General features: G+C 62.3%; 21 protein-coding genes and 1 pseudogene. 14 read left to right on the forward strand and 8 right to left on the reverse strand.

Annotated features, from left to right (window positions below):
- Positions 1–118: 118 nt before the first annotated feature.
- Positions 119–721, reverse strand: a complete 603-nt coding sequence (locus tag MnOB_RS20410; protein WP_077526045.1) for a MiaE family protein — start codon at positions 719–721, stop codon at positions 119–121.
- 174 nt (positions 722–895) lie between these two features.
- Between MnOB_RS20410 and MnOB_RS20420 the strand changes: the two genes are divergently transcribed.
- Complete coding sequence (locus MnOB_RS20420) at positions 896–1,759, forward strand: universal stress protein (RefSeq protein WP_077526047.1); 864 nt, start codon at positions 896–898, stop codon at positions 1,757–1,759.
- 48 nt (positions 1,760–1,807) lie between these two features.
- Here the strand turns inward: MnOB_RS20420 and MnOB_RS20425 are convergent, their stop codons facing one another.
- A complete protein-coding gene (locus MnOB_RS20425; protein ID WP_077526048.1) occupies positions 1,808–2,284 on the reverse strand; it encodes a DUF1289 domain-containing protein in 477 nt (158 codons plus the stop codon).
- A 400-nt stretch (positions 2,285–2,684) separates the two neighbouring features.
- Here MnOB_RS20425 and acnB point away from each other — a divergent pair, with 400 nt between their 5' ends.
- From acnB to cobA, 13 genes and pseudogenes are all read left to right on the forward strand, one after another.
- A complete protein-coding gene (gene acnB, locus MnOB_RS20430) occupies positions 2,685–5,294 on the forward strand; it encodes a bifunctional aconitate hydratase 2/2-methylisocitrate dehydratase (RefSeq protein WP_077526128.1) in 2,610 nt (869 codons plus the stop codon).
- A gap of 156 nt (positions 5,295–5,450) precedes the next feature.
- Positions 5,451–5,660, forward strand: a complete 210-nt coding sequence (locus tag MnOB_RS20435; protein WP_077526049.1) for a YgdI/YgdR family lipoprotein — start codon at positions 5,451–5,453, stop codon at positions 5,658–5,660.
- A gap of 190 nt (positions 5,661–5,850) precedes the next feature.
- Positions 5,851–7,065, forward strand: a complete 1,215-nt coding sequence (locus MnOB_RS20440; protein WP_077526050.1) for a CmpA/NrtA family ABC transporter substrate-binding protein — start codon at positions 5,851–5,853, stop codon at positions 7,063–7,065.
- A 21-nt stretch (positions 7,066–7,086) separates the two neighbouring features.
- Positions 7,087–7,665, forward strand: a complete 579-nt coding sequence (locus MnOB_RS20445; protein WP_077526051.1) for an ANTAR domain-containing response regulator — start codon at positions 7,087–7,089, stop codon at positions 7,663–7,665.
- 100 nt (positions 7,666–7,765) lie between these two features.
- A complete protein-coding gene (locus MnOB_RS20450) occupies positions 7,766–9,118 on the forward strand; it encodes a pyridoxal phosphate-dependent decarboxylase family protein (RefSeq protein ID WP_077526052.1) in 1,353 nt (450 codons plus the stop codon).
- Positions 9,119–9,281: 163 nt separating this feature from the next.
- A complete protein-coding gene (gene alaC, locus MnOB_RS20455; RefSeq protein WP_077526053.1) occupies positions 9,282–10,526 on the forward strand; it encodes an alanine transaminase in 1,245 nt (414 codons plus the stop codon).
- A gap of 460 nt (positions 10,527–10,986) precedes the next feature.
- A complete protein-coding gene (locus MnOB_RS20460) occupies positions 10,987–11,640 on the forward strand; it encodes a hypothetical protein (protein WP_077526054.1) in 654 nt (217 codons plus the stop codon).
- Between the two features lie 241 nt (positions 11,641–11,881).
- Complete coding sequence (locus MnOB_RS20465) at positions 11,882–12,568, forward strand: polysaccharide lyase family 7 protein (protein ID WP_077526055.1); 687 nt, start codon at positions 11,882–11,884, stop codon at positions 12,566–12,568.
- A gap of 80 nt (positions 12,569–12,648) precedes the next feature.
- The gene (locus MnOB_RS20470) at positions 12,649–13,092 is read left to right on the forward strand and encodes a thioesterase family protein (RefSeq protein WP_077526056.1); all 444 of its coding nucleotides are present in this window, start codon (positions 12,649–12,651) and stop codon (positions 13,090–13,092) included.
- Positions 13,093–13,509: 417 nt separating this feature from the next.
- Positions 13,510–14,721: a NarK family nitrate/nitrite MFS transporter gene (locus MnOB_RS20475; protein WP_077526057.1), complete on the forward strand. Its 1,212-nt coding sequence runs from the start codon at positions 13,510–13,512 to the stop codon at positions 14,719–14,721.
- Between the two features lie 90 nt (positions 14,722–14,811).
- Complete coding sequence (locus tag MnOB_RS20480; protein ID WP_077526058.1) at positions 14,812–16,482, forward strand: bifunctional protein-serine/threonine kinase/phosphatase; 1,671 nt, start codon at positions 14,812–14,814, stop codon at positions 16,480–16,482.
- Positions 16,483–16,735: 253 nt separating this feature from the next.
- A pseudogene (locus MnOB_RS20485) lies at positions 16,736–17,737 on the forward strand (NAD(P)/FAD-dependent oxidoreductase); the annotation flags it as partial.
- 136 nt (positions 17,738–17,873) lie between these two features.
- On the forward strand, positions 17,874–18,611 hold the full coding sequence (gene cobA / locus MnOB_RS20490) for a uroporphyrinogen-III C-methyltransferase (RefSeq protein ID WP_077526060.1): 738 nt from the start codon (positions 17,874–17,876) through the stop codon (positions 18,609–18,611).
- Between the two features lie 433 nt (positions 18,612–19,044).
- Here the strand turns inward: cobA and MnOB_RS20495 are convergent, their stop codons facing one another.
- The 6 genes from MnOB_RS20495 to rraA form a co-directional block, all read right to left on the reverse strand.
- Positions 19,045–20,097: an OmpA family protein gene (locus MnOB_RS20495; RefSeq protein WP_077526061.1), complete on the reverse strand. Its 1,053-nt coding sequence runs from the start codon at positions 20,095–20,097 to the stop codon at positions 19,045–19,047.
- Between the two features lie 108 nt (positions 20,098–20,205).
- The gene (gene sigX / locus MnOB_RS20500; protein WP_077526062.1) at positions 20,206–20,796 is read right to left on the reverse strand and encodes an RNA polymerase sigma factor SigX; all 591 of its coding nucleotides are present in this window, start codon (positions 20,794–20,796) and stop codon (positions 20,206–20,208) included.
- A 96-nt stretch (positions 20,797–20,892) separates the two neighbouring features.
- On the reverse strand, positions 20,893–21,717 hold the full coding sequence (locus MnOB_RS20505) for a mechanosensitive ion channel family protein (protein WP_077526063.1): 825 nt from the start codon (positions 21,715–21,717) through the stop codon (positions 20,893–20,895).
- 2 nt (positions 21,718–21,719) lie between these two features.
- Positions 21,720–21,974, reverse strand: coding sequence for a CrfX protein (locus MnOB_RS20510; RefSeq protein WP_199824565.1), 255 nt, complete (start codon positions 21,972–21,974; stop codon positions 21,720–21,722).
- Positions 21,975–22,022: 48 nt separating this feature from the next.
- Complete coding sequence (locus tag MnOB_RS20515; protein ID WP_077526065.1) at positions 22,023–23,018, reverse strand: zinc transporter ZntB; 996 nt, start codon at positions 23,016–23,018, stop codon at positions 22,023–22,025.
- Positions 23,019–23,064: 46 nt separating this feature from the next.
- Positions 23,065–23,553 carry a ribonuclease E activity regulator RraA gene (rraA, locus tag MnOB_RS20520; protein WP_077526066.1) on the reverse strand — a complete coding sequence of 163 codons (489 nt, stop codon included), beginning with the start codon at positions 23,551–23,553 and terminating at the stop codon, positions 23,065–23,067.
- Positions 23,554–23,656 lie beyond the last annotated feature (103 nt).

Below are 23,656 nucleotides of genomic sequence, written 5' to 3' on the forward strand. Positions count from 1 at the left end.
CGCATGGCCTACGGCTATCGGGACAGCGACTTCTTTTTCATGAAAATCAAAGCCGCCTTCCCCGGTAATCCGTGAAGAACCATAAAAAAGCGCCCCTCGGGGCGCTTTTTTCTATTCGTCAGGCGGGCACGCCGCTATGGAAGCGGAATTCCTCGTCGGGTGACTCGATCAGCTCCTGCTCGGCCACTCGAACCTTCTCAATGCAGTGATCCACATCCCGCGCCTCGCCGTACTGATAGGCCAGCTTGAGGTAGCCCTGATAGTGGCGAGACTCGCTTTTCAGCAATCCGCCGTAGAACTTCGCCAGCTCTTCATCCAGATGCGGCACCAGTGCCTCGAAACGCTCGCACGAGCGAGCTTCGATGTAAGCCCCCACCACCAGCGTATCCACCAGTTTCTGCGGCTCATGGGCGCGCACGATCTTGCGCAGGCCAGACGCGTAGCGCGATGCCGAAACGGGTTTCAGGTCGATCTTGCGGCGCTTCATGATGCGCAGCACCTGCTCGTGATGCACCAGCTCCTCACGAGCCAGGCGGGACATGAAGTTGATCAGGTCCAGCCGGGTCGAGTACTTGGCCATTAACGCCATGGCTGTGGACGCTGCCTTGTACTCGTTGTTCTTGTGGTCGATCAGCAGGGTTTCCTGATCGGCCAATGCCGCCGCCACCCAGGCATCGGGGGTACGACAAGCAAGGAAGTCATGGATCTCGGGCAGGTTCACAAGCGGCTCTCATCATGCTGGGGGCCACGCTGGCCGGGCTCCCGAAGGCGGAGCATTATACGAATGCAGGAAGCGACGACCAGCCTGGGCCGCTTGATATATGTCAAGAACGACAAAGCGAAATCGGGACTACATTTGTTTTGGCTATAAGCCATCGACAGGGAGATGAGGACCATGCAAGCCATTCGCAGCATTCTGGTGGTATTGGAGCCGGACCGGCCGGAGGGCCTCGCCCTGAAACGGGCAAAACTGATCGCCGGAGTGACTCAGTCGCACCTGCACCTGCTGATCTGCGACCGCAAGGGCGACCATGCCGACTATCTCAGCGACCTTGCCGAATCGCTCAAGGCTGAAGGTTATAGCGCCAGCACTCAGCAAAGCTGGCTGGAGAACCAGCACCACACCATCATCGCTGCGCAACAGGCCGAAGGTTGCGGCCTGGTCATCAAGCAGCACGTTCCCGATAACCCGCTGAAAAAGGCCCTGCTCACACCGGACGACTGGAAGCTCCTGCGCTTCTGCCCAGGGCCGGTACTGATGGTCAAGACTGACAGGCCCTGGACCGGCGGCAACATCCTCGCGGCAGTGGACGTTGGCAACAGCGACGGCGAGCACCGCACCCTGCACGCCACTATCGTCAGCCACGGCTACGACATTGCCAGCCTGGCCCACGGCACCCTGCACGTGATCAGTGCCCACCCGTCGCCCATGCTCTCGGCGGCGGACCCCACCTTCCAGCTCAAGGAAACCATCGAGGCCCGCTACCGCGACGAATGCCGCGCCTTCCAGGCTGAATACGATGTCAGCGACGAACGGCTGCATATCGAAGAAGGACCGGCTGACGTACTGATCCCCCACGTCGCCCACAAGCTCGGAGCCGCCGTCACCGTGATAGGCACCGTCGCGCGCTCCGGCCTGTCCGGTGCGCTGATCGGCAATACTGCCGAAGTGGTGCTGGATACCCTGGAAAGCGACGTCCTGGTCCTCAAACCCGATGCGATCATCGCCCACCTGGAGGAACTGGTCGCCCAGCGCTAATCCCCCGCCCCAATGAAAAAGCCGCCTGATGGCGGCTTTTTTTTGGCTTCAGACGCGACTCTCGACGCCCTCCCGCAGGAAGCGCGGAGCGATATAGCGCTCGTAGTGAGCCTCGGACAGCAGGAAAAATTCCCGATCAATGGCTTCTCGCAACTCCGGGAGTGCCCAGTCGCGGAACTCAGGGAGCAGCGACACGCCATAGGCATCGATGCGATTGATCATTCGCGAGCCCCGCGCGATCAATTGGTAGGCCCAGCAGTATGGGGACTGTTCAGGCACGAAACGCACCTGGCGCTGCTCCAGCTGGTGCCTCAGGCGTTGCGGATCGAACACCTCCAGCTTGGCCTCCATCACCTGCACCAGCAGGATTTCCAGGCGCCGCCAGACCGCACGCTTCTCCTCCTCGTTGTAGAGGTTCCAGTTCACCACCTCATGATGGAAGCGCTTGCAGCCGCGGCACACGTGATCGCCATAGACGGTTGAACAGAGGCCGACGCAAGGCGTCTTGATGCGCTGGTTGGACATGTGGAGGCGAATTCAGCAGGTAAAACAGGCCGGCCATCTTAGCCCTTTGTCTAATCAGGGTCACGCTCAGGGAAATAGGGATTCCGTCTTAACTTTGTCGAGCCTTTCCTTTAGAATCGGCCCGCCATTTTAGGCGCCGATATCCGTTGGAAGCTGTTTTCAAAGCGTCACGAGCACAGTCGATCCGGCAGGAAATAATGGCGCCGGGCATCCCGCCCGGGATGTCCGCCGCCAGCCCTCATCAGGCCTTCCTTCCGGCGTAAAACTTTGAAAACAGCTTCTCGATGGAGGCCGCCGAAACCTTGGCCAGACAGCCCAAAAAGCTGTGCGGCGCATGCGTTCGGCGGATTCCTGGATGAGCGCCCTGGACGATTCCAGGGCCACTGATGAGGGTAAAACTGTGCTTGAAGCCTATCGCAAACACGTAGAAGAGCGTGCCGCCCAAGGGGTCGTACCCCAGCCGCTGAACGCCGAACAAACTGCAGGCCTGGTCGAGCTGCTGAAGAATCCCCCGGCTGGCGAAGAGGCCGTCCTCCTCGACCTGATCACCAATCGTGTTCCGCCGGGTGTCGATGAAGCTGCCTACGTCAAAGCAGGTTTCCTCTCCGCTATCGCCAAGGGCGAAGCCAATTCCCCGCTGATCGACAAGGCTCGCGCCACCGAACTGCTGGGCACCATGCAGGGCGGCTACAACATCGCCACTCTGGTCGAGCTGCTGGACGATGCCGCACTGGCCACCGTCGCCGCCGAGCAACTGAAGCACACCCTGCTGATGTTCGACGCCTTCCACGACGTTGCCGAGCGCGCCAAGAAGGGCAACGCTTCCGCCAAGGCTGTTCTGCAGGCCTGGGCCGAAGGCGAGTGGTTCACCGCCCGTCCGGCCATCGCCGACAAGTACACCCTGACCGTGTTCAAGGTGCCCGGCGAAACCAACACCGACGACCTGTCCCCTGCCCCTGACGCCTGGTCCCGCCCTGACATCCCGCTGCACGCCCTGGCCATGCTGAAAATGGCCCGCGACGGCATCGAGCCGATCCAGCCGGGCACCGTTGGTCCGCTGACCCAGATCGAAGCCGTGAAGGCCAAGGGCTTCCCGGTTGCCTACGTCGGTGACGTTGTTGGTACCGGATCCTCCCGCAAGTCCGCCACCAACTCGGTGCTGTGGTTCTTCGGCGACGACATCCCGTACGTACCGAACAAGCGCGCTGGTGGCTTCTGCTTCGGCACCAAGATCGCCCCGATCTTCTACAACACCATGGAAGACGCCGGCGCCCTGCCGATCGAATTCGACTGCACCAACCTGGCCATGGGCGACGTCATCGACGTATACCCCTATGAAGGCAAGGTCGTTCGCCACGACAGCGGCGAAGTGATCACCACCTTCGAACTGAAGACCCCGGTACTGCTGGACGAAGTCCGCGCCGGCGGCCGTATCCCGCTGATCATCGGCCGCGGCCTGACCGAGAAGGCCCGCGCCGAGCTGGGTCTGGGTGCTTCCGACCTGTTCAAGAAGCCGGAATCCCCGGCTGACAGCGGCAAGGGCTTCACCCTGGCCCAGAAGATGGTTGGCCGTGCCTGCGGTCTGGCCGAAGGCCAAGGCGTCCGTCCGGGCACTTACTGCGAGCCGAAGATGACCACCGTCGGTTCCCAGGACACCACTGGCCCGATGACCCGCGACGAGCTGAAAGACCTCGCCTGCCTCGGCTTCTCCGCCGACCTGGTGATGCAGTCCTTCTGCCACACCGCTGCTTATCCGAAGCCCATCGACGTCAACACCCACCACACCCTGCCGGACTTCATCAAGACCCGCGGCGGCGTGTCCCTGCGTCCGGGTGACGGCATCATCCACAGCTGGCTGAACCGCATGCTGCTGCCTGACACCGTCGGCACCGGTGGCGACTCTCACACCCGCTTCCCGATCGGCATCTCCTTCCCGGCCGGTTCCGGCCTGGTAGCCTTCGCTGCCGCCACTGGCGTAATGCCGCTGGACATGCCGGAATCCGTTCTGGTGCGCTTCAAGGGCAAGATGCAGCCCGGTATCACCCTGCGTGACCTGGTGCATGCCATCCCCTACTACGCCATCCAGGCCGGCCTGCTGACCGTCGAGAAGAAAGGCAAGAAGAACATCTTCTCCGGCCGCATCCTCGAGATCGAAGGCCTGAACGACCTGACCGTCGAGCAAGCCTTCGAGCTGTCCGACGCCTCGGCCGAACGTTCCGCTGCTGGTTGCACCATCAAGCTGCCGGAAGACGCCATCGCCGAATACCTGAAGTCCAACATCACCCTGCTGCGCTGGATGATCGGTGAAGGCTACGGCGACGCCCGTACCCTGGAGCGCCGCGCCCAGGCGATGGAAGCCTGGCTGGCCAAGCCGCAACTGCTGGAAGCAGACAAGGACGCCGAATACGCCGCCGTCATCGAAATCGACCTGGCCGAAGTGAAAGAGCCTGTGCTCTGCGCACCGAACGATCCGGACGATGCCCGCCTGCTGTCCACCGTGGCCGGCGACAAGATCGACGAAGTGTTCATCGGCTCCTGCATGACCAACATCGGCCACTTCCGCGCTGCCGGTAAGCTGCTCGACAAGGTCAAGGGCGGCATCCCGACCCGTCTGTGGCTGGCTCCGCCGACCAAGATGGACCAGCACCAGCTGACCGAAGAAGGCTACTACGGCATCTACGGCAAAGCCGGCGCGCGCATGGAAATGCCGGGCTGCTCCCTGTGCATGGGCAACCAGGCCCGCGTACAGACCGGTGCCACTGTGGTGTCCACCTCCACCCGTAACTTCCCGAACCGCCTGGGCGACGCCACCAACGTCTACCTGGCCTCCGCCGAACTGGCGGCCGTTGCCTCCATCATTGGCAAACTGCCGACCGTCGAGGAGTACATGGAATACGCGAAGAACATCGACAGCATGGCTGCCGATATCTATCGCTACCTGTCCTTCGACCAGATCGCCGAGTACAAGGAAGCCGCTGCAAACGCCAAGATCCCGGTGGTCCAGGCCTAAGGCCTCATCGGTATCTCGGTAATGAGAAAGCCCCGCCTCGTGCGGGGCTTTTTCTTTTCCGGAGCCTGCCGACGCCGTTCGCCGTCAGCCCGACTTGCAGCCACCCTGCCAGCAGCTATGTTCCAAGTATCAGCCCCTACGACGTTGGACGCCGCCATGAAAACTTGGTCCCTGATCCTCATCTGCGCCCTTGGCCTGGCCGGCTGCTCCAGCGAATACCTGATCGCCACGACCGACGGCCAACTCATCGCCACCGACGAGAAGCCCGAACTGGATAAAGATACCGGCATGATCGAGTTCGAGGACCACGAAGGTCGCACCCAGCAGATTCCGCAGAGCCAGGTGAAGCAGATCATCGAACGTTGAGGTAGCTCCGACGTACGACCCTGGCCCCGCACTCGCGGGGCTATTTTTTGCGCCGCTGGCATATCGCTTGCTTCAGCTGCTTCAACGAAGCCCGCTCCAACGACGGAACGAGCTGCTGACGATGGCGTCGATTCCGGCCGGCCCCGGCTGCTCCGGATCGGCGCCATTTTGCTGATAGGTGGCCACCACAATGACGGACAAGCAAAACACCACGCGCTCGGACAACCTCGCCTGGGTCGCGGGCAGCGATGCACCGGAGAAGTGCATGCTCAGCCTGGGCTTCATGCCCCTGACCGACTCGGCATCCCTGATAGTCGCGGCCACCCAGGGATTCGCCCAGCCCTACGGCCTGACGCTCGAATTGCAGCGCCAATCGTCCTGGGCCACCCTGCGAGACAAGCTGCTGTCCGGAGAACTGGACGCAGCGCAGGCCCTCTACGGGCAGATCTATGGGATCGAACTCGGTATTGGTGGGCCCTGCGCCGAGATGGCCATCCTCATTGGGCTCTGCCAGAACGGGCAGGCAATCAACCTCTCCGAACCACTCAAGCGCATCGGCGTGACCAGTTCCGATGCACTGGCCCGTCACGTGCACCAGGGCGGCGCACGTCTGACCTTCGCCCAGACCTTTCCCACTGGCACCCACGCCATGTGGTTGAACTACTGGCTCGCCGCCCAAGGCATCCACCCCCTGCAAGACGTCGACACCGTCGTGGTACCGCCTTCGCAGATGGTCGCCCACCTCAAGGCCGCCCGGATCGACGGATTCTGCGCAGGCGGCCCCTGGGGCGCGCTGGCAGTCGACCAGGGCCAGGGGTTCACCCTCGCCACCAGCCAGATGATCTGGCCGGACCATCCGGAGAAGGTCCTCGGTGTAACCCGCGAATTCGCCGAGCAGTACCCCAACACCGCCCGCGCACTGACCATGGCGGTGCTGGAAGCCAGCCGTTTCATCGATGCCAGCCTGGAAAACCGCCGCAGCACGGCCCAGCTGATCAGCGGTAGCGACTACGTGGACGTCCCCCTCTCGGCCGTGGAGCCGCGCTTCCTCGGCCATTACCAGGACGGTATCGGCAACGCCTGGGAGGACGAGCACCCGCTGCGCTTCCATGCGGACGGCAAGGTGAACATGCCCTACCTCTCCGATGGCATCTGGTTCATGACCCAGTTCCGCCGCTGGGGTCTGCTGCGGAACGACCCGGATTACCTGGCCATCGCCCAGCGCGTGCAACGCCTGGACATCTACCGCGAGGCGGCTGAAGCCCTCGGTGTCCCGCTTCCCGGCCTGATGCGCAGCACCACCCTGATCGACGGTCGCATATGGGACGGCAGCGACCCCGCCGCCTACGCCCGCAGTTTCCCGATCCACTCCCTGGCCGGCACTGCCCGCGCCATTGCCCTGTAGCCGCTAGGGAAGACCGCCACCATGCTACGCATCCTGCTGATCAACGACACCGCGAAGAAAGTCGGCCGACTCAAGGCCGCCCTGATCGAAGCCGGCTTCGAGGTCATCGACGAATCCGGCCTGACCATCGATCTGCCGGGACGCGTCGAGGCCATCCGTCCGGACGTGGTCCTGATCGACACCGAATCCCCCGGCCGCGACGTGATGGAACAGGTGGTACTGGTCAGCCGTGACCAGCCCCGTCCCATCGTCATGTTCACGGACGAACACGACCCGAAAGTCATGCGCCAGGCCATCCAGGCCGGTGTCAGCGCGTACATCGTCGAAGGCATCCAGGTTGACCGCCTGCAGCCCATCCTCGATGTCGCCATGGCGCGCTTCGAAAGCGACCAGGCCCTGCGCGCGCAGCTCAACGCCCGCGACCTGCAACTGGCCGAACGCAAGCGGATCGAACTGGCGAAGGGATTACTGATGAAGATGAAGAACTGCAACGAGGAAGAGGCGTATACCCTGATGCGCCGTCAGGCCATGAGCCGCCAGCAGAAGCTGATCCAGGTGGCCGAACAGATCATTGCGATGCACGACATGCTCGGTCATTGAAGCCCTCGACTGGAACAACTGTATGCCGTCAGGTGTATCTGCTGGTGATCGCGCGGTGCCGTTAAGGTAGGGCGCACCCTCTCCTGCCAGCGAGACCGCCATGGACAATGAACGCCAGATTCTCGAAGACGCCGACCGCCGGGCCCTGGCCTACGTGGATGGCATACCGGATCGCCGGGTCTTCCCCTCCCCGGAAGCCGTCCAGGCGCTGGCAGCCTTCAACGGGCCATTGCCCGAGCAGGGCCGCCCGGCCGCAGAGGTGCTGCGTCAACTCGACGAACTGGGTTCCCCGGCCACGACCGCTTCCAATGGCGGACGCTATTTCGGCTTCGTTATCGGTGCGACCCTCCCAGCCGCTGCGGCTGCCGAGCGCCTGGCGCTGGCCTGGGACCAGTGCGCATCCTCCTTCGACAATTCCCCGACCGCCGACCGCATCGAAAAGGTAGCCGCACGCTGGGTCCTGGAAAGCCTTGGCCTGCCCGCCGGTAGCGCCGTCGGCTTCGGCACCAGCGCCACCGCCTGTACCCTCGCCAGCCTGTCTGCGGCTCGTCGCGCACTCCTGGCGCGCAAGGGCTGGGATTTCGACGGCGACGGTCTGATCGGTGCACCGGAGGTGCGCGTGGTGGTTTCCGCCAACGTCCACATCACCGTGAAGAAAGCCCTGCGCATACTTGGATTCGGCATGAACCGCCTGCTGGTGGCACCAACCGACGAATTCGGCCGCATCGATCCGGCGTCCCTGCCGCCACTGGATGACATGACCGTCCTTTGCCTCCAGGCCGGAGAGGTCAACACCGGCGAATTCGATCCTTTCTCCGAGCTGATCCCCCGCGCAAGGGCCGCCGGCGCCTGGGTCCATGTCGATGGTGCCTTCGGCCTATGGGTCCGCGCCTCATCCCATGCCCATCTGGCGTCCGGCGTGGAGCAGGCCGACAGCTGGACCTGCGATAGCCACAAATGGCTGAACACCCCCTACGACGGTGCCATGGCCATCTGCCGCGACGCCGAAGCACTGAGCATCGCGATGAACAGCGATGCCGCCTATGCCAGCGCCTCGCGGGATGCGCAGAAGAACCTGACCCTGGAGTTCTCCCGCCGCGCCCGGGGCATACCTGTCTGGGCCGCCCTCGCCTCCCTTGGTCGCGACGGCCTGGCCAGCATGATCGATCGCCACATGCGCCAGGCCGAGCATCTTGCCGGGCGCCTGCGCGCAGCTGGCTACCAGGTACTCAACCGCGTGGTGCTGAACCAGGTACTGGTACGCGCTGACAGCGATGAAGAAACCATCGCCATCCGCAGCGCAGCCCAGGCTTCGGGCGAAGTCTGGTTCGGCCCCACTCTTTGGCAGGGCCGTCCGGCGTTCCGCCTCAGCGTTTCATCCTGGCGCACCACCGATGCCGACATCGAACACCTGGCCACCCTGCTCGCAGGCCTTAAAGGCACTGCCTGCTGACGGCTCACCCCAGCCGCCTCCCTCCGGGTTGCGGGGGGCTGCGGTTGCCCGCGCGAAACTCCCCTCGACAAGGCCCCCGCCAAGCCCTTATCTTCGCCGCCAGGCCACCACAGTGGCCGACGTCGCTCGGACGGTTCCGGGCGCTTACGTATCCGAGGAAAGCATGGCTGACCAGCGTTCACCGCGCCGTTTTGCGCGCATCGATCGTCTCCCCCCCTACGTTTTCAACATCACCGCCGAACTCAAGATGGCTGCACGCCGTCGCGGCGAAGACATCATCGACCTCTCCATGGGCAACCCCGACGGCGCCACCCCGCCGCATATCGTGGAAAAGCTCGTGCAGGTCGCCCAGCGTGAAGACACCCACGGATACTCCACTTCCCGCGGTATTCCCCGCCTGCGCCGAGCCATTTCGCGCTGGTACAAGGACCGTTACGACGTGGAGATCGATCCTGAAACTGAAGCCATCGTCACCATCGGCTCCAAGGAAGGCCTGGCACACCTGATGCTCGCCACCCTCGACCATGGCGACACGGTACTGGTGCCCAACCCCAGCTACCCGATCCACATTTACGGCGCAGTGATCGCCGGCGCCCAGGTGCGCTCGGTTCCCCTGGTACCCGGCGTGGACTTCTTCGCCGAGTTGGAGCGGGCCATCCGCGAAAGTATTCCGAAGCCGAAGATGATGATCCTCGGCTTCCCTTCCAACCCCACCGCCCAGTGCGTGGAACTGGACTTCTTCGAGCGCGTGGTCGCCCTGGCCAAGCAATACGAAGTACTGGTGATCCATGACCTGGCCTATGCCGACATCGTCTACGACGGCTGGAAGGCGCCTTCGATCATGCAGGTGCCCGGCGCCAAGGACATTGCGGTGGAGTTCTTCACTCTGTCCAAGAGCTACAACATGGCGGGCTGGCGGATCGGCTTCATGGTCGGCAACCCGGAACTGGTCAGCGCCCTGGCACGGATCAAGAGTTACCACGACTACGGCACCTTCACGCCCCTGCAAGTGGCCGCCATCGCCGCGCTGGAAGGCGATCAGCAGTGCGTGCGGGATATCGCCGAGCAGTACCGCCAGCGCCGTAATGTGCTGGTGAAAGGGCTGCACGAAATCGGCTGGATGGTGGAGAACCCCAAGGCCTCGATGTATGTCTGGGCCAAGATTCCCGAGCCCTATGCCGCCATGGGTTCGCTGGAGTTCTCCAAGAAGCTCCTGGCTGACGCCAAGGTCTGCGTATCGCCCGGGCTGGGCTTTGGCGACTACGGCGACGACCACGTGCGCTTCGCCCTAATCGAGAACCAGGACCGGATTCGCCAGGCCGTGCGCGGCATCAAGGGCATGTTCCGCAACGACGGGCACCTTGAACCTTCGGCACCGCCCAAGCCACGGAAGGCCAGCAAGGCCTGACGTACGATAGCGTCCCCGGGTCACAGGGGACGCTCCCTCCACTGAACTTTCCCGAAAAGCCCGCCTGGCAAGGTTTCCTTGCCTTTTCAAACGCTTGGCGCACTTCGGCGAACACCACCGTTCGTCGGCTTTCAGATCACTTTTTGAACAAAATCAGGGTTCTACCACTCTGATGAAAGCCTAAGTGCATCGCGCCACTTTTGAGCCATGGTTGGTCGTCGGCGCGCGTGTCTTTTTCCCCTTGAGTCCGGAGCGATTCCAAATGCACAAGTTCACGTGCAGGAGGTTTCTCTGTCTCAAAAAAGGAGGAATGCCTATGAAGACATGAATAAAACTAGAGATGCATGAACAACCTGACCAACGACTCAAAGTCCAGAGAGACTAACGAGTAAATACACAATATATCGGTGCCCTTACTGCATCAGCACACCAACTTACTTTGTAAAACAAGAGGTCAACCATGGAGCTGTATCATCTCATTACTTCCCTGTTCAAACAGGAAGCAACCATGGAATTAATGCGCATGGGTGTTGTTTATGCCCACCTGATCGCCTGCTGCGTGGCAATCGGCCTGGTCCTGACCAGCGATTACGCCATGATCAAGCAGATGATCACCGGCGAAGACGACGCTACCCATAGCGACAAAACCCATCTTGATACTTTGAAGAAAACTGTACTGCTTGCACTTGCGGCACTCTGGGTAACAGGGATAGGTATCGTACTGCTGGACTACTCTGTCAAAGGCGCGGTGTACTTCCTCAACCCCAAACTCCAGGCCAAGATCCTGGTCGTAACCTTGTTGACCGTAAACGGCTTCCTGCTGCACAGCGCAGTCCTGCCTGCTATCAAGAAGGCTGGCACGCTGGTCAGGATGGAAACCAACGCCCGTACCCTCGCGGTGTTCTCGGGCGTCGTCTCCGGAGTCTCCTGGTTCTACGGAGCCATGCTGGGCATTGCTCGTCCGCTCAGCTGGAAGTACTCCCTTGGCGAAATCATGTTCGCTTACCCGCTGTTCATTTGCCTTGGCTTCGTCGCGATGACGCTGCTGGTGAAGTGGGCAAGCAAACGAGATGAAAATCTCGCTCCTTCCGGAGTGAAATCTGCACTCGCCTAGCTGTAAGAGATGACTGGGCAGGGATGCCCAGTTTCAAATCAAAGTTCGCCAACTTAAAACTTGCGCAACATCCCACTTCAACTTCCCCCAACCACCTCAAGAATCCCGCCTCATCTTCCGCTGCCCATCCCCAACAGGCACTAAAGTCCAAACTTCCGACTTTATCGGGCCGCTCAGGAACTTTTTCTCCTTTCACAGGTACGAACTGCTGACCCTAAGTGATCTGCAGTAAGGACGTACAGTGATCGACCTCAGCACCTGGAACCTGACGGTCCCAGCCACCACCTCCAATACCCTCATCACCACCGACCGCCTCAATAATGGCTATGAAAGCCAGTACTTCCGGCGCAACTCCGACGGCAGCATCAGTTTCTGGGTACCGGTGAACGGTTCCCGTACCGACGACGCCAGGTACCCGCGTACAGAGCTGCGTGAAACCCAGGCGGACGGCACCCTGAGCTACTGGTATCAGGCCAGCGCCGACAATTACCTGAGTGCAGTGCTTTCCGTGGACCAGGTACCGAGCCAGAACAAGGTCGTCATCGGCCAGATTCATAGCAAGGACGAGCCCGGCAGCCAGAATGATCCGCTGCTGAAAATCCAGTACCACTACCTGCGCGGTAACGGCCGGATCGAGGCACTGTTGCGCAAACGCCCCGGCGACGATGAGGTGGAAAACATCGTCCTGGCTGAAAACGTCGACCTGGGCGAACGCTTCGGATACGACCTGCGCCTCACCCCCAGCGGCAGGCTGGGTATCGTCGTCACCAGCAAGGGCGACGACGGCAACCTGTACCGCCAGCTCAGCGCCTACTGGAGCAAGCAGCAGCTCTATTTCAAGGCGGGTGCCTATATCCAGGACAACTACGGCGCGACCAACGAAGGCGGTCGCGTGACCTTCTACTGGCTGAACGGGCTGCACCGCTGACATTCAACCGGAGAATGACGGCTCATCCGTCCACACGGGCGTAGAATCGGCGCCCCGCCGCTTCTACGCCTGAGGTTCCCATGGCCCGCCTGTCCCTGCACTTTCCTGAAGACCAGTATTGCTACTCGACCCATCTGACCGTGCGCGTCACCGACATAAACGGCGCAAACCATCTGGGAAACGACTCGATGATCTCCATGATCTCCGAAGCCCGGGCACGGTTCCTGTTCGAGTTCGGCATCACCGAGACCGCTGAGGATGGCGTCGGGATCATCGTCACCGATCTGGCGACCACCTACCGGGCCGAAGCCCACGCACGCGATCAGTTGCTGTTCGAGGTCGGCGTCATGGACTTCAATCGCTACGGCGGCGATATCACCTTCCGCATCACTCGCCCGGCGGACGGCACACTGGTGGCCATGGCCAAGTCCGGCTTCGTCTTCTTCAACTACCGGGAATCCCGCGTAGTACCCATGCCGGAGAACTTCCGCATCACCTTCCCGAAGGTGAACTGGGTCGACTGATCCATTCCAGCTTCAACTCGGTGCACTCGCGATCCCATCGCCCTGTTTTGAATCAGCCCGGAAATCCGCCAGACGGCGAAATAGCCCTCTAGAGCGGTACTTTTCGAGATTGGCCCGGCTCTTGCTCTGCTACTCACAGAGGTAGCCAACGGCGGTTGCCCTACTACACGACAAAGGCGTCGCGTCACTCCGCAGCAATGCGGGCAGTGGTGCGACGCCTTTTTCGTTCCGGCCCCAGCGATGGGGCGGTGGACGGGCCGGGATCCGGACGTTCGCTTGCAGCTCACTCAATCCCGCTGCGGCCCCGGCCGCAGGACGACGCGCCACAAGCGCGACGTTTTACCGGGAGGTGCGACCGCCGTGCCCACGATCATGGCGAGCGCGCCTCCCGGCCCCTAACTGCAGATGAGGTGTTCGATGACAACGAGTTTCTGGAAAGCCGGCCACACGCCCACCCTATTCTCCGCCTTCCTCTACTTCGACCTGAGCTTCATGGTCTGGTACGTCCTTGGCCCGCTGGGCGTGCAGATCGCAGCCGACCTCCAGCTCAGCACCCAGCAGCGCGCGATGATGGTGGCCACGCCCATCCTGGCCGGTGCGGTGCTGCGATTCCTGATGGGGATGCTGGCCGACCGTACCTCGCCAAAGGCCGCGGGCCTGCTCGGCCAGGTGGTGGTCATCGTCGCGCTGTTCGTCGCCTGGCAGACTGGCATTCACAGCTATGAGCAAGCGTTGCTCCTCGGCCTCTTCCTCGGCTTCGCCGGCGCCTCCTTCGCCGTGGCACTGCCGCTGGCCTCCCAGTGGTACCCGCCGCAGCACCAGGGCAAGGCCCTTGGGATTGCCGGCGCGGGCAACTCGGGTACTGTGCTGGCCGCCCTCTTCGCCCCCGGCCTCGCGGCCCTCTATGGCTGGAACAACGTATTCGGCCTGGCGCTGATCCCGCTGGTGCTCACCCTGGCGATCTTCGCCCTGGCGGCCCGCAACGCCCCCAACCGCCCCGCTCCCAAATCGATGGGCGACTACCTCAAGGCCCTGGGTGACCGCGACAGCTGGTGGTTCATGCTGTTCTACAGCGTGACCTTCGGCGGCTTCCTCGGCCTTGCCAGCACCCTGCCCGGCTACTTCCACGACCAGTACGGCCTGGCCCCGGTTACCGCTGGCTACTACACAGCCGCCTGCGTCTTCGCCGGCAGCCTGATGCGCCCGCTCGGAGGCGCCTTTGCCGACCGCATCGGCGGCATCCGCACCCTGCTGGTCGTCTATACCGTGGCCTCGGTATGCATCGCCGCAGTGGGCTTCCACATTGAAAGTTCCGCTGCCGCCCTGTCGCTGTTCGTGGTCGCCATGCTGAGCCTGGGTGCAGGTAACGGCGCGGTGTTCCAACTGGTACCGCAGCGCTTCCACAAGGAAATCGGCGTGATGACCGGCCTGATCGGCATGGCCGGCGGAATCGGCGGCTTCTGCCTGACCGCAGGCCTTGGCGCCATCAAGCAACACACCGGCGACTACCAACTGGGCCTGTGGCTGTTCGCCAGTCTCGGCGTAGTGGCCTGGTTCGGTCTTTACGGTGTGAAGCAACGCTGGCGCACCACCTGGGGCTCCGCTGCCGTCACCGCGGCCCGTGTCTGACCTCGAACCCGATCCGGCACCCTTGGGGTGCCGGAGCAGATCCGACAAAGGAGCGCTCGCGCTCCTTTCGCCATACAGGACGGACCGCTGATGACGCTGCAACTCAGCTTTGGCGAAGCCAGCTCCACGGGGCCGCGCACGGAGAACCAGGACGCCGTTCGGGTGGTCACCCCGGCGCCCGCCCTGGCCGCCAGCAAGGGATATCTCTTCGCCCTCGCCGACGGGGTCAGTCAGTGCGCCGACGGCGGACTTGCCGCACGCGCCACGCTGCAGGCCCTGGCGCTGGATTATTACTCGACGCCGGAAACCTGGGCCGTGGCCCAGTCGCTTGACCGGCTGCTGGTGGCCCACAACCGCTGGCTCCAGGCCAATGGTGGCGGCCAGCCGCTGCTCACCACCCTGACCGCCATGGTCCTGCGCGGACGCCGCTTCACCCTGGCCCATGTCGGCGACTGTCGCGCCTACCGCTGGAACGGCCAGCAACTTTCCCGACTCAGCGAAGACCACGTCTGGGAGCAGCCCGGCATGCAGCACGTGCTCAAGCGTGCGCTCGGCCTGGACCAGCACCTGGTAGTGGACTACCTGGACGGCGAGTTGGCGGAGCGCGAGGGTTTCGTGCTGGTCAGCGATGGTGTCTGGGCCGTGCTCGGCGACCACGGTATCCAGCGCATCCTGCAGGATGAACAGGACCTCCCCGCAGCGGCGCAGGCGCTGGTCAGCGCTGCGCACCTGGCGGGCGGCCAGGACAACGCCAGCGCGCTGCTGATCCGCGTCGACAACCTGCCCCAGGCGGGCCTGGCGGATACCCTGGCGCAGCTCGACCACTGGCCGCTGCCGCCGCGCTTGCAGGAAGGCCAATCCTTCGAGGGCTGGCAGGTGGAGCGCCTGGTAGCCGAGTCGCGTCAGTCCATGGTCTATCGGGTACGCGACAGCCAGGACCGACGCTGGCTACTCAAGACGCTGCCCGCCAGCCGTCATGACGAACCCGCAGCCGGGCCGGCCCTGATGCTGGAAGAGTGGTTCCTGCGCCGGGTCGCCGGACGCCATTTTCCGGAAGCCCATCCGCTGCCCCAGCGCCAGCATCTGTATTACGTGCAGCGCGAATACGCCGGGCAGACTCTCGCCGAGCACCTGCGCCTCGGCGGTCCGATGCCGCTGCCGGAATGGCTGGATATCGCCCCACGGTTGCTCAAGGCCCTCGGCCAATTGCATCGACGCAACATCCTGCATCGCGATATCAAGCCAGAAAACCTGCTGTGGGGGGACGACGGCGAACTGCGCCTTCTGGATTTCGGTCTGGCGTACTGCCCTGGCCTGTCCCAGGACGAGGCGCACAGCCTCCCTGGGACACCCAGCTACATCGCACCGGAAGCATTCGCCGGCGCGGCGCCTTCCCCAAAGCAGGATCTCTACGCGGCAGGCGTCACCCTGTACCACCTGTTGACCGGCCACTATCCCCATGGCGAGATCGAAGCGTTCCAGCATCCTCGCTTCGGAGCGTCCACGCCGGCCAGCCGCTACCGGCCGGATCTGCCCGCCTGGCTGGATGAATGCCTGGCTCGCGCTGTATCCGCCGATCCGGCCGCACGCTACGAAACGATGGAGGAATGGCTGCTGGCCCTGGAACAAGGCGAACGCCGCGCCCTGACGGCCAAGCCCCGACCGCTGCTGGAGCGCGAGCCCCTGAAGGTCTGGCGCGGCATGGCGCTCTTGTCACTGCTGATGAACCTCTTGCTGCTGCTCCTGATCCTGCACGGGTAACGCACCAGACTGGAGCACAGCGCCCCACACGAGCGCGCAGCGACCACCGGGTCACCGCGCCGCCCCCCGGAATACGGTGCTTTCGGGGTTGGCACGAGGGCTGCAATACCTCCTTCGACAATCTACAAAAAGCGCCCGCCTCAACGACGAGACGGCACTTTCCCGATAGAACGGGACTTGGACAAAGGCGTCCTGCTGGCAACAGCGGGACGCCTTTTTTGTTTGCTCGACGTTTGTGCAGGAGTGTCCTGGCATGAAGACATCCAAGCTGGTGGTTATCGGAAACGGCATGGCCGGAGTGCGTACTCTCGAAGAACTGCTGAGGCTGGCGCCGGAGCGATACCAAATCACCGTGTTCGGCGCCGAACCCCATCCGAACTACAACCGCACCCTGCTCTCTCCGGTACTGGCCGGCGAGCAGTCCTTCGAGGACATCATCCTCAACGACCTCGCCTGGTACGCGGATAACGGCATTGAACTGCTACTGAATCGCAAGGTGGTGAAGATCGATCGCCAGCGACGCCAGGTGATTGCCGAAGATGGCAGCCGTGCCGACTACGACCGTCTTGTCATCGCCACCGGCTCCACGCCGAGTCGCCTGTCCATACCCGGCAATCGCCTGCAAGGCGTGATCGGCTACCGCGATATAGCCGGGGCGCGCGCGATGATCGAAACAACTCGTACTCATAGCCATGCTGTGGTGATCGGCGGCGGCCTGCTGGGTCTGGAAGCCGCCAATGGCCTCAAGCAACGCGGCATGGACGTTACCGTCGTGCATCTGGCGGATTGGTTGCTCGAAAAACAACTCGACCAGCCGGCTGGCGACAAGTTGCTGCGCGCCTTGCAGGCTCGCGGCATCCGTTTCCGCCTGGGCACCGCCACCGAGGAACTGATCGACAACGGCGATGGCCGGGTCTGCGCCGTGCAGCTAGCGGGCGGCGAGATCATTACTGCCGACCTTGTGGTCATGGCTGCCGGTATCACCCCCAACACCGAACTGGCCGAGCAGGCCGGCCTGCCCTGCAATCACGGCATTCTGGTCGACGACACCCTGCAGACATACGACCCACGCATCTATGCCATCGGCGAGTGCGCCAACCACCGGGGAATCTCCTACGGATTGGTGGCACCGCTGATGGAGCAGGCCAAGGTCTGCGCCAATCACCTGGCCATGCTCGGCTTCGCCCGCTATCGGGGCTCGCTGGCGGGCGCACGGCTCAAGGTAGCCGGTATCGAGATGATCAGCGCTGGCGACGTCCCACATCCCGGCGAGATCGCCGCCATGCCAGGTGCCTGTCCGCTGCACGACTGGCAGATAGAACTGGCTTCCGACGAAGTTCTGGCGTGGACCTGAATCATTTGCGGCGCGTCGAGCGCACTGGAGAATCCCTATGAATGGCAAAGTCTGGCTGGTCGGTGCGGGCCCCGGAGACCCTGAACTCCTTACCCTTAAGGCGGTGAAGGCCCTCAATCAAGCTGACGTGGTCATGATCGACGACCTGGTCAATCCAGCCGTGCTGGAGCACTGCCCCAACGCTCGTGTCGTCCGTGTCGGCAAGCGCGGCGGTTGCCGCTCGACTCCGCAGGAATTCATCCATCGCCTGATGCTGCGTTATGCGCGCCAAGGCCGATGCGTGGTACGGCTGAAAGGGGGCGACCCGTGCATTTTCGGTCGCGGCGGCGAGGAGGCCGAGTGGCTGGCCGAGCGAGGCGTGAAAAGCGAACTGGTCAATGGCATCACCGCCGGACTAGCAGGTGCCACCAACTGCGGCATATCCCTGACCCTGCGCGGTATCAGCCGCGGCGTGACCCTGGTCACCGCCCATACCCAGGACGATAGCTCCCTCAACTGGCAAGCGCTGGCGCAGTCTGGCACTACCCTCGTGGTTTACATGGGCGTGGCCAAGCTGGCGGATATTCATCAGGGGTTGCTGGAGGGCGGCATGACAGGTGCCATGCCCGTGGCAATGATCGAAAACGCTTCACTACCTCATCAGCGTGAATGCCGCAGCACCCTCGCTCGCATGCAAATGGACGCGAAAGCCTTTGAACTCAAAAGCCCGGCGATCCTGGTCATCGGAGAGGTCGCTGCAGCACAGGCGGTCCTCCCACTGGCGCAAAGCGCCTGAATCTCTCTTCGCTCCTGCGAAGTAGTGCTTGCCCGGCGATGCCGGGCTTTTTTATGCGCTTGGGTGTGGGAGCGAATCCACTACCGAGCACAACGCCGACCTCTTTAGCCCGGTCTGAACCGTAGGGTGCGCTGTGCGCACCGATTTCAAGGTCCACCTCGGCACCAGGTCAAACTGCCGGTGCGCACGGCGCACCCTACCCGATCGGCCTCATCCTGATATCCCGAGCATTCGAATCGCCACAGGCGGAGCCGGTGACTCATGACCACGTCCCCAGGACGTGGTTTCCCGAGTTCAAATGAATTCGCGCCTACACAAAGAAGGCTGTGCCGGTACCCACAGCGGCGCTCGAGATTGCCGTCTTCTTCCGGCACTTTTCTCCGGGCAAAGAAAAACCCGGCCGAGGCCGGGTTTTTCCTGCAGCTCAAACCAATTACTTGGCCTGGGCTTCTACTTCGGCTTCTACGCGGCGGTTAACAGCGCGGCCATCAGCAGTGGCGTTGTCAGCAACCGGGCGGGTTTCGCCGTAGCCAACAGCGTTGACGCGCTCGCTACCGACACCGTACTGGTCAACCAGCACTTCACGAACGGCGTTGGCACGACGCTCGGACAGCTTCTGGTTGTAGGCGTCGGTACCAACGGAGTCGGTGTGGCCTTCAACGGTGGTGGTGGTAGCCGGGTACTGGTTCATGAAGTCAGCCAGGTTCTTGATGTCGCCGTAGCTTTCTTCTTTCACCTTGGACTTGTCGAAGTCGAACTTCACGTCCAGCTCAACACGTACAACTTCGGCAACGGCCGGGCAGCCATCGGCGTCAACGGTGACGTTGGCCGGGGTGTCCGGGCACTTGTCGACGTTGTCGCAAACGCCGTCGTTGTCGCTGTCAGCGCACACTTCAGCAACCGGGGCCGGAGCCGGCTCGGCTTGCTTGGTGGAACCGCCGAAGTTCACGCCAACACCCACGCCAGCCATCCACTCGGATTCCTGGGCGTCCAGGTTGTACATGCCGTCCAGGCTCGCCTTGGCGAAGAAGTTCTCGGTGAAGTAGTACTTCAGACCGGTACCAACGTTGGCGAAGGTGCTGTTGTCACGGCCAGTGCGCGGCGGGATATTGCTGATGCTCTGATGGGCGAAGCCGGCAGAAACGTACGGACGCAGGCCAACACCCGGGGTGCCGAAGTGGTAGATGGCGTCCAGGGAGGTGAGGCTGCCTTTGATGTCCTTGTGGCCATCGGTACCGAAAGCGTCTTCGGAGGTCATGTCGTGGTATTCGCCGTACGACAGAGCCAGGGAGACGTCGTCGGTCAGGTAGTAGCCTACCGAGCCGCCGTACAGGTTGCCGTTCTCGAGATCGCGAGAACTGTCGGTGAAGTAACGCTTACCGAAAGCTTCCACCTCAACTGCGCCTTGGCCCTGAGCCAGCGCGTTCAGCGAAAAGGCGGCAACAAGAGAGCCAACGGCTACGCCTAAGGTGTTTTTCAGTTTCATCCGTAAATCCCCATCTTGGTGGTCAGTAAGTTGTCGAACAATCTCCAGACAACTTGGGCGGCAATTCTAGCAGAACATACCGGCCCATAAGAGATAATTTTTCCCGAACTAAGTTTCAGAGAGTCCGGAAAATTTTTCGCGAAGGCGATCCAGCGCACGCTTGTAGCGCATTTTTGTCGCACTCAAGCCCATGTGCATAATGTCTGCGATCTCCTGAAACTCCAGCTCTGCGACAAAACGTAGCACAAGAATCTCCCGGTCGATGGGATTGACATGTACCAGCCATCGCTCCAGCCCCCCTCTTTCCTCGACCTTGGGCGTTTTTTCATCCGAGGCTTCTTCAAGGGGATCCAGACTCAGTGCATCAAGCAAGCGTCGTTTTCGACGCTCTTTCCGATATTGGGTAATGCACTCGTTGTACGTGATGCTATATAGCCACGTCTTGAACTTCGACTTGCCTTCGAAGTTCTTCAAACCATAGAGCACCTTGAGCATGACTTCCTGACAGACATCATCCGCGTCACGGTCGTTCCCCAGATATCGGGCACAGACGTTGAACAACGTGCGTTGGTAACGCCGCATCAATTCTTCATAGGCGCGGGTGACATGGAACAGCTCGACATGCGCACGCTCCACGAGTTCTTCATCGGAGAGCTCGCGGGGGTCATAGCGCAAGGAAAGCGATTGGGGCTTGTTCAAAACGGGTCGGGCCGACAGTCAGGTCAAAAGCCGCCGGGGCGCGGGGAACCGCGCACCTTGTCTGGCGGCATACATTAGCAGGGAAAAGCCGTCGTGTTAGCGGCTGGTTACCCGTTGATCGAGCAAAGTACGGTTCGACACCGATACCAGCTCACCTTCCTCGGTGAGCAGCAGGGTCTTCACCGTGCCGATCTCTTCGATCTGCCCTTCGACATCGCCAATCTTCACTTGTTGCCCAACCTGGTAAAGCTCTCTCACGTAGATGCCGGCAAGGATCTGCCCGGCGATTTCGCGACTGCCAAGACCCAGCGCCAGCGCAGCTGCCAGGCCGATGGAGATCAGCACAATGGCGATGACGTTGTTCAGCAGTTCGGTCTTGACCTCCAGCTGGCCGATGGCCACGGAGATACTGATGATGATGACCAGACCCTGAGCGAGCCTGCCCAGGCCGTGGGCGTATTCCAGACCAACACCCTCGGCGGCACCACGCACAAGCCCGCTGACCAGCTGCGCCAGCAATACCCCGGCAAGCAGCACCAGCGCCGCACCCAGCACCTTGGGCAGGTAGAGGGCCAGCACGTCGAGGGTCGCAGAAACACGATCCAGGCCCAGGGACTCCGCGGCGGACACCAGGAAGATCAGCAGCACGAACCAGTAGACGATCTTGCCGATCAAGGTGGAAACCGGCACCTGGATGCCGGCGCGAGCCAGCATCTTGGTCAGGCCGGTGCCTGCCATCAGGCGATCCAGGCCCAGTTTGGCCAGCAGTTTGGAAAGCAAGGTATCCAGCAGCTTGGCCACCACGAAGCCCAGCAGCACCACGACCAGCGCGCCGAACAGGCGCGGGATGAAGCCCGCTACCGGTGTCCATACCGAGGTCATGGCGTTAACGAGACCTTGGGTCCAGGGGTCGAATTCCATGTTCAATCAGCCTTATCTTCAGAACGGACAGAAGCGTTGCGGCGCGACACAGGCGCCAGGTGGGGCGAACCATTGTTGAGGGCGATCATCATGGCGCCGAGCCAATGCCCCATGAGGCTGAACAGATCCCCCGCGCCCACCTGCCGATTGGCAGTCTTGAGCACACGGCCCAGAGCAGCGTCATCATCATGGTCGGGCTGCGGAGACGCCTTGAGCAGGTCCCGCAGGGATTCTTCAAACGGATCGTGCATGCGCACCTCGCGTGGATATGTCGGCTAGACGTGCCCGGATCGGATCGGGTCACATCAGAGCCAGCGCAATCGACGAAACAGCCATATCTGGAACCCTGCGATTCCGAGAATGAACACGCAGGCAATGATGAAACCGTAAGGCGTCTCGTCGCCGGGAATTCCGCTGACGTTCATTCCCAGCAGGCCGGTGATGAAGCTCAGCGGCAGGAAGAAACCGGTGGTGATGCCCAGCAGGTACATGGTCCGGCTGGTGCGTTCGCCCTGCCGGCGACTCTCGCTTTCCAGGACCAAGCCGATGCGCTCGCGAATCAGTTCCAGCTCTTCCAGGTAGCGGGTCAGCCTGTTGTTCAGCTCATTCCAGTAGTCACTGTCGTCATCCAGGAACCAAGGCGTCCGGCTGCGCGCCAGCTGACCATAGATGTCGCGCTGCGGAGCCAGGAATCGTTTGAGGCCGGCGGCGCGACGACGAATCTGCAGCATCAGGTCATGATCGGGGCGGAAGCGTTCGCTGTTGTCGAGCTGCTCTTCCTGCTCATCGATGGTTTCGGACAACTCCGCTACCAGTGAGTCGATCTTCACGGTCAGGTGCTCCGCCAGATAAAGCAGCACCTCGGACGCAGCCTTCGGGCCGGTGCCCTTCGCCCACTGCTCGATCAGCTCATCGGTGGCATGCAGCGGCCGCAGGCGGAGCGAGACGATGCGTTGCGCCGAAGCGAAAATGCGCACGGACACCATGTCCTCGGGGACAGCGCCCGGATTCAGGTTCACGCCGCGAAGGAATAGCAGCAACTCATCATCGGGCAGGGCCAGCATGCGCGGCCGGGTGCTCTCCTCGAGCAGCAGGTCGCAAGCGAATTCGGACAGCCCGCTCTGCTCCCGCAGCCAGCGTCGCGCCAGCGGATGGCTTCGATCCCAGTGCAACCAGAGGCTTTGCTCGGGCGCCAGCTGCAGGTCCGCCAGCGCTTCGCGGGAAATCGACTCGGCACCGCCCTTCCCGTCCAGCACGAAGGCATGTACCAGCCCCCACTGGGCGTTCTGCTCCTCGAACATTCAGTCTCCTTGGAAGAAAAAGCCCGGCATCGCCGGGCTCTTTTAATCAGGCCGGCATCTGCAGGGGTTCGGGCGAAACGATGATGCCGTTGTTGTCCGCGTACACGTACTCGCCCGGGCGGAAGGTCACGCCACCAAAGGTCACCACCACATTCAGGTCGCCGATGCCGCGCTTGTCGGTCTTCATCGGGTGGCTGGCCAGGGCCTGGACGCCGAGGTCGGTCTGGGCGATCACATCGACGTCACGGATGCAGCCGTAGACAACGATGCCTTCCCAACCGTTCTTCGCAGCTTTCTCGGCAAGCATGTCGCCCAGCAGGGCACGACGCAGGGAACCGCCGCCATCAACCACCAGCACCTTGCCCTTGCCGGGCAGATCGACCTGCTCCTTGACCACGGAGTTGTCCTCGAAGCACTTGATGGTGACGATTTCGCCGCCGAAGGAATCGCGCCCACCGAAGTTGCTGAACATGGGCTCGACGACCTGGACCAGCTCCGGATAGGCATCGCACAGATCAGGGGTAACGTATTGCATGGACATCTCCTTGATAGCAGTTACAGATCGAGACCGATGCGGTCGCCGTCATCGGCCAGCGGCAGGCGCTACAGCCGAGGGGCAAGGCGCACTGGCCGGACGA

The organism is Metapseudomonas resinovorans (assembly GCF_002003485.1).
Taxonomy (GTDB): Bacteria; Pseudomonadota; Gammaproteobacteria; order Pseudomonadales; family Pseudomonadaceae; genus Metapseudomonas; species Metapseudomonas resinovorans_D.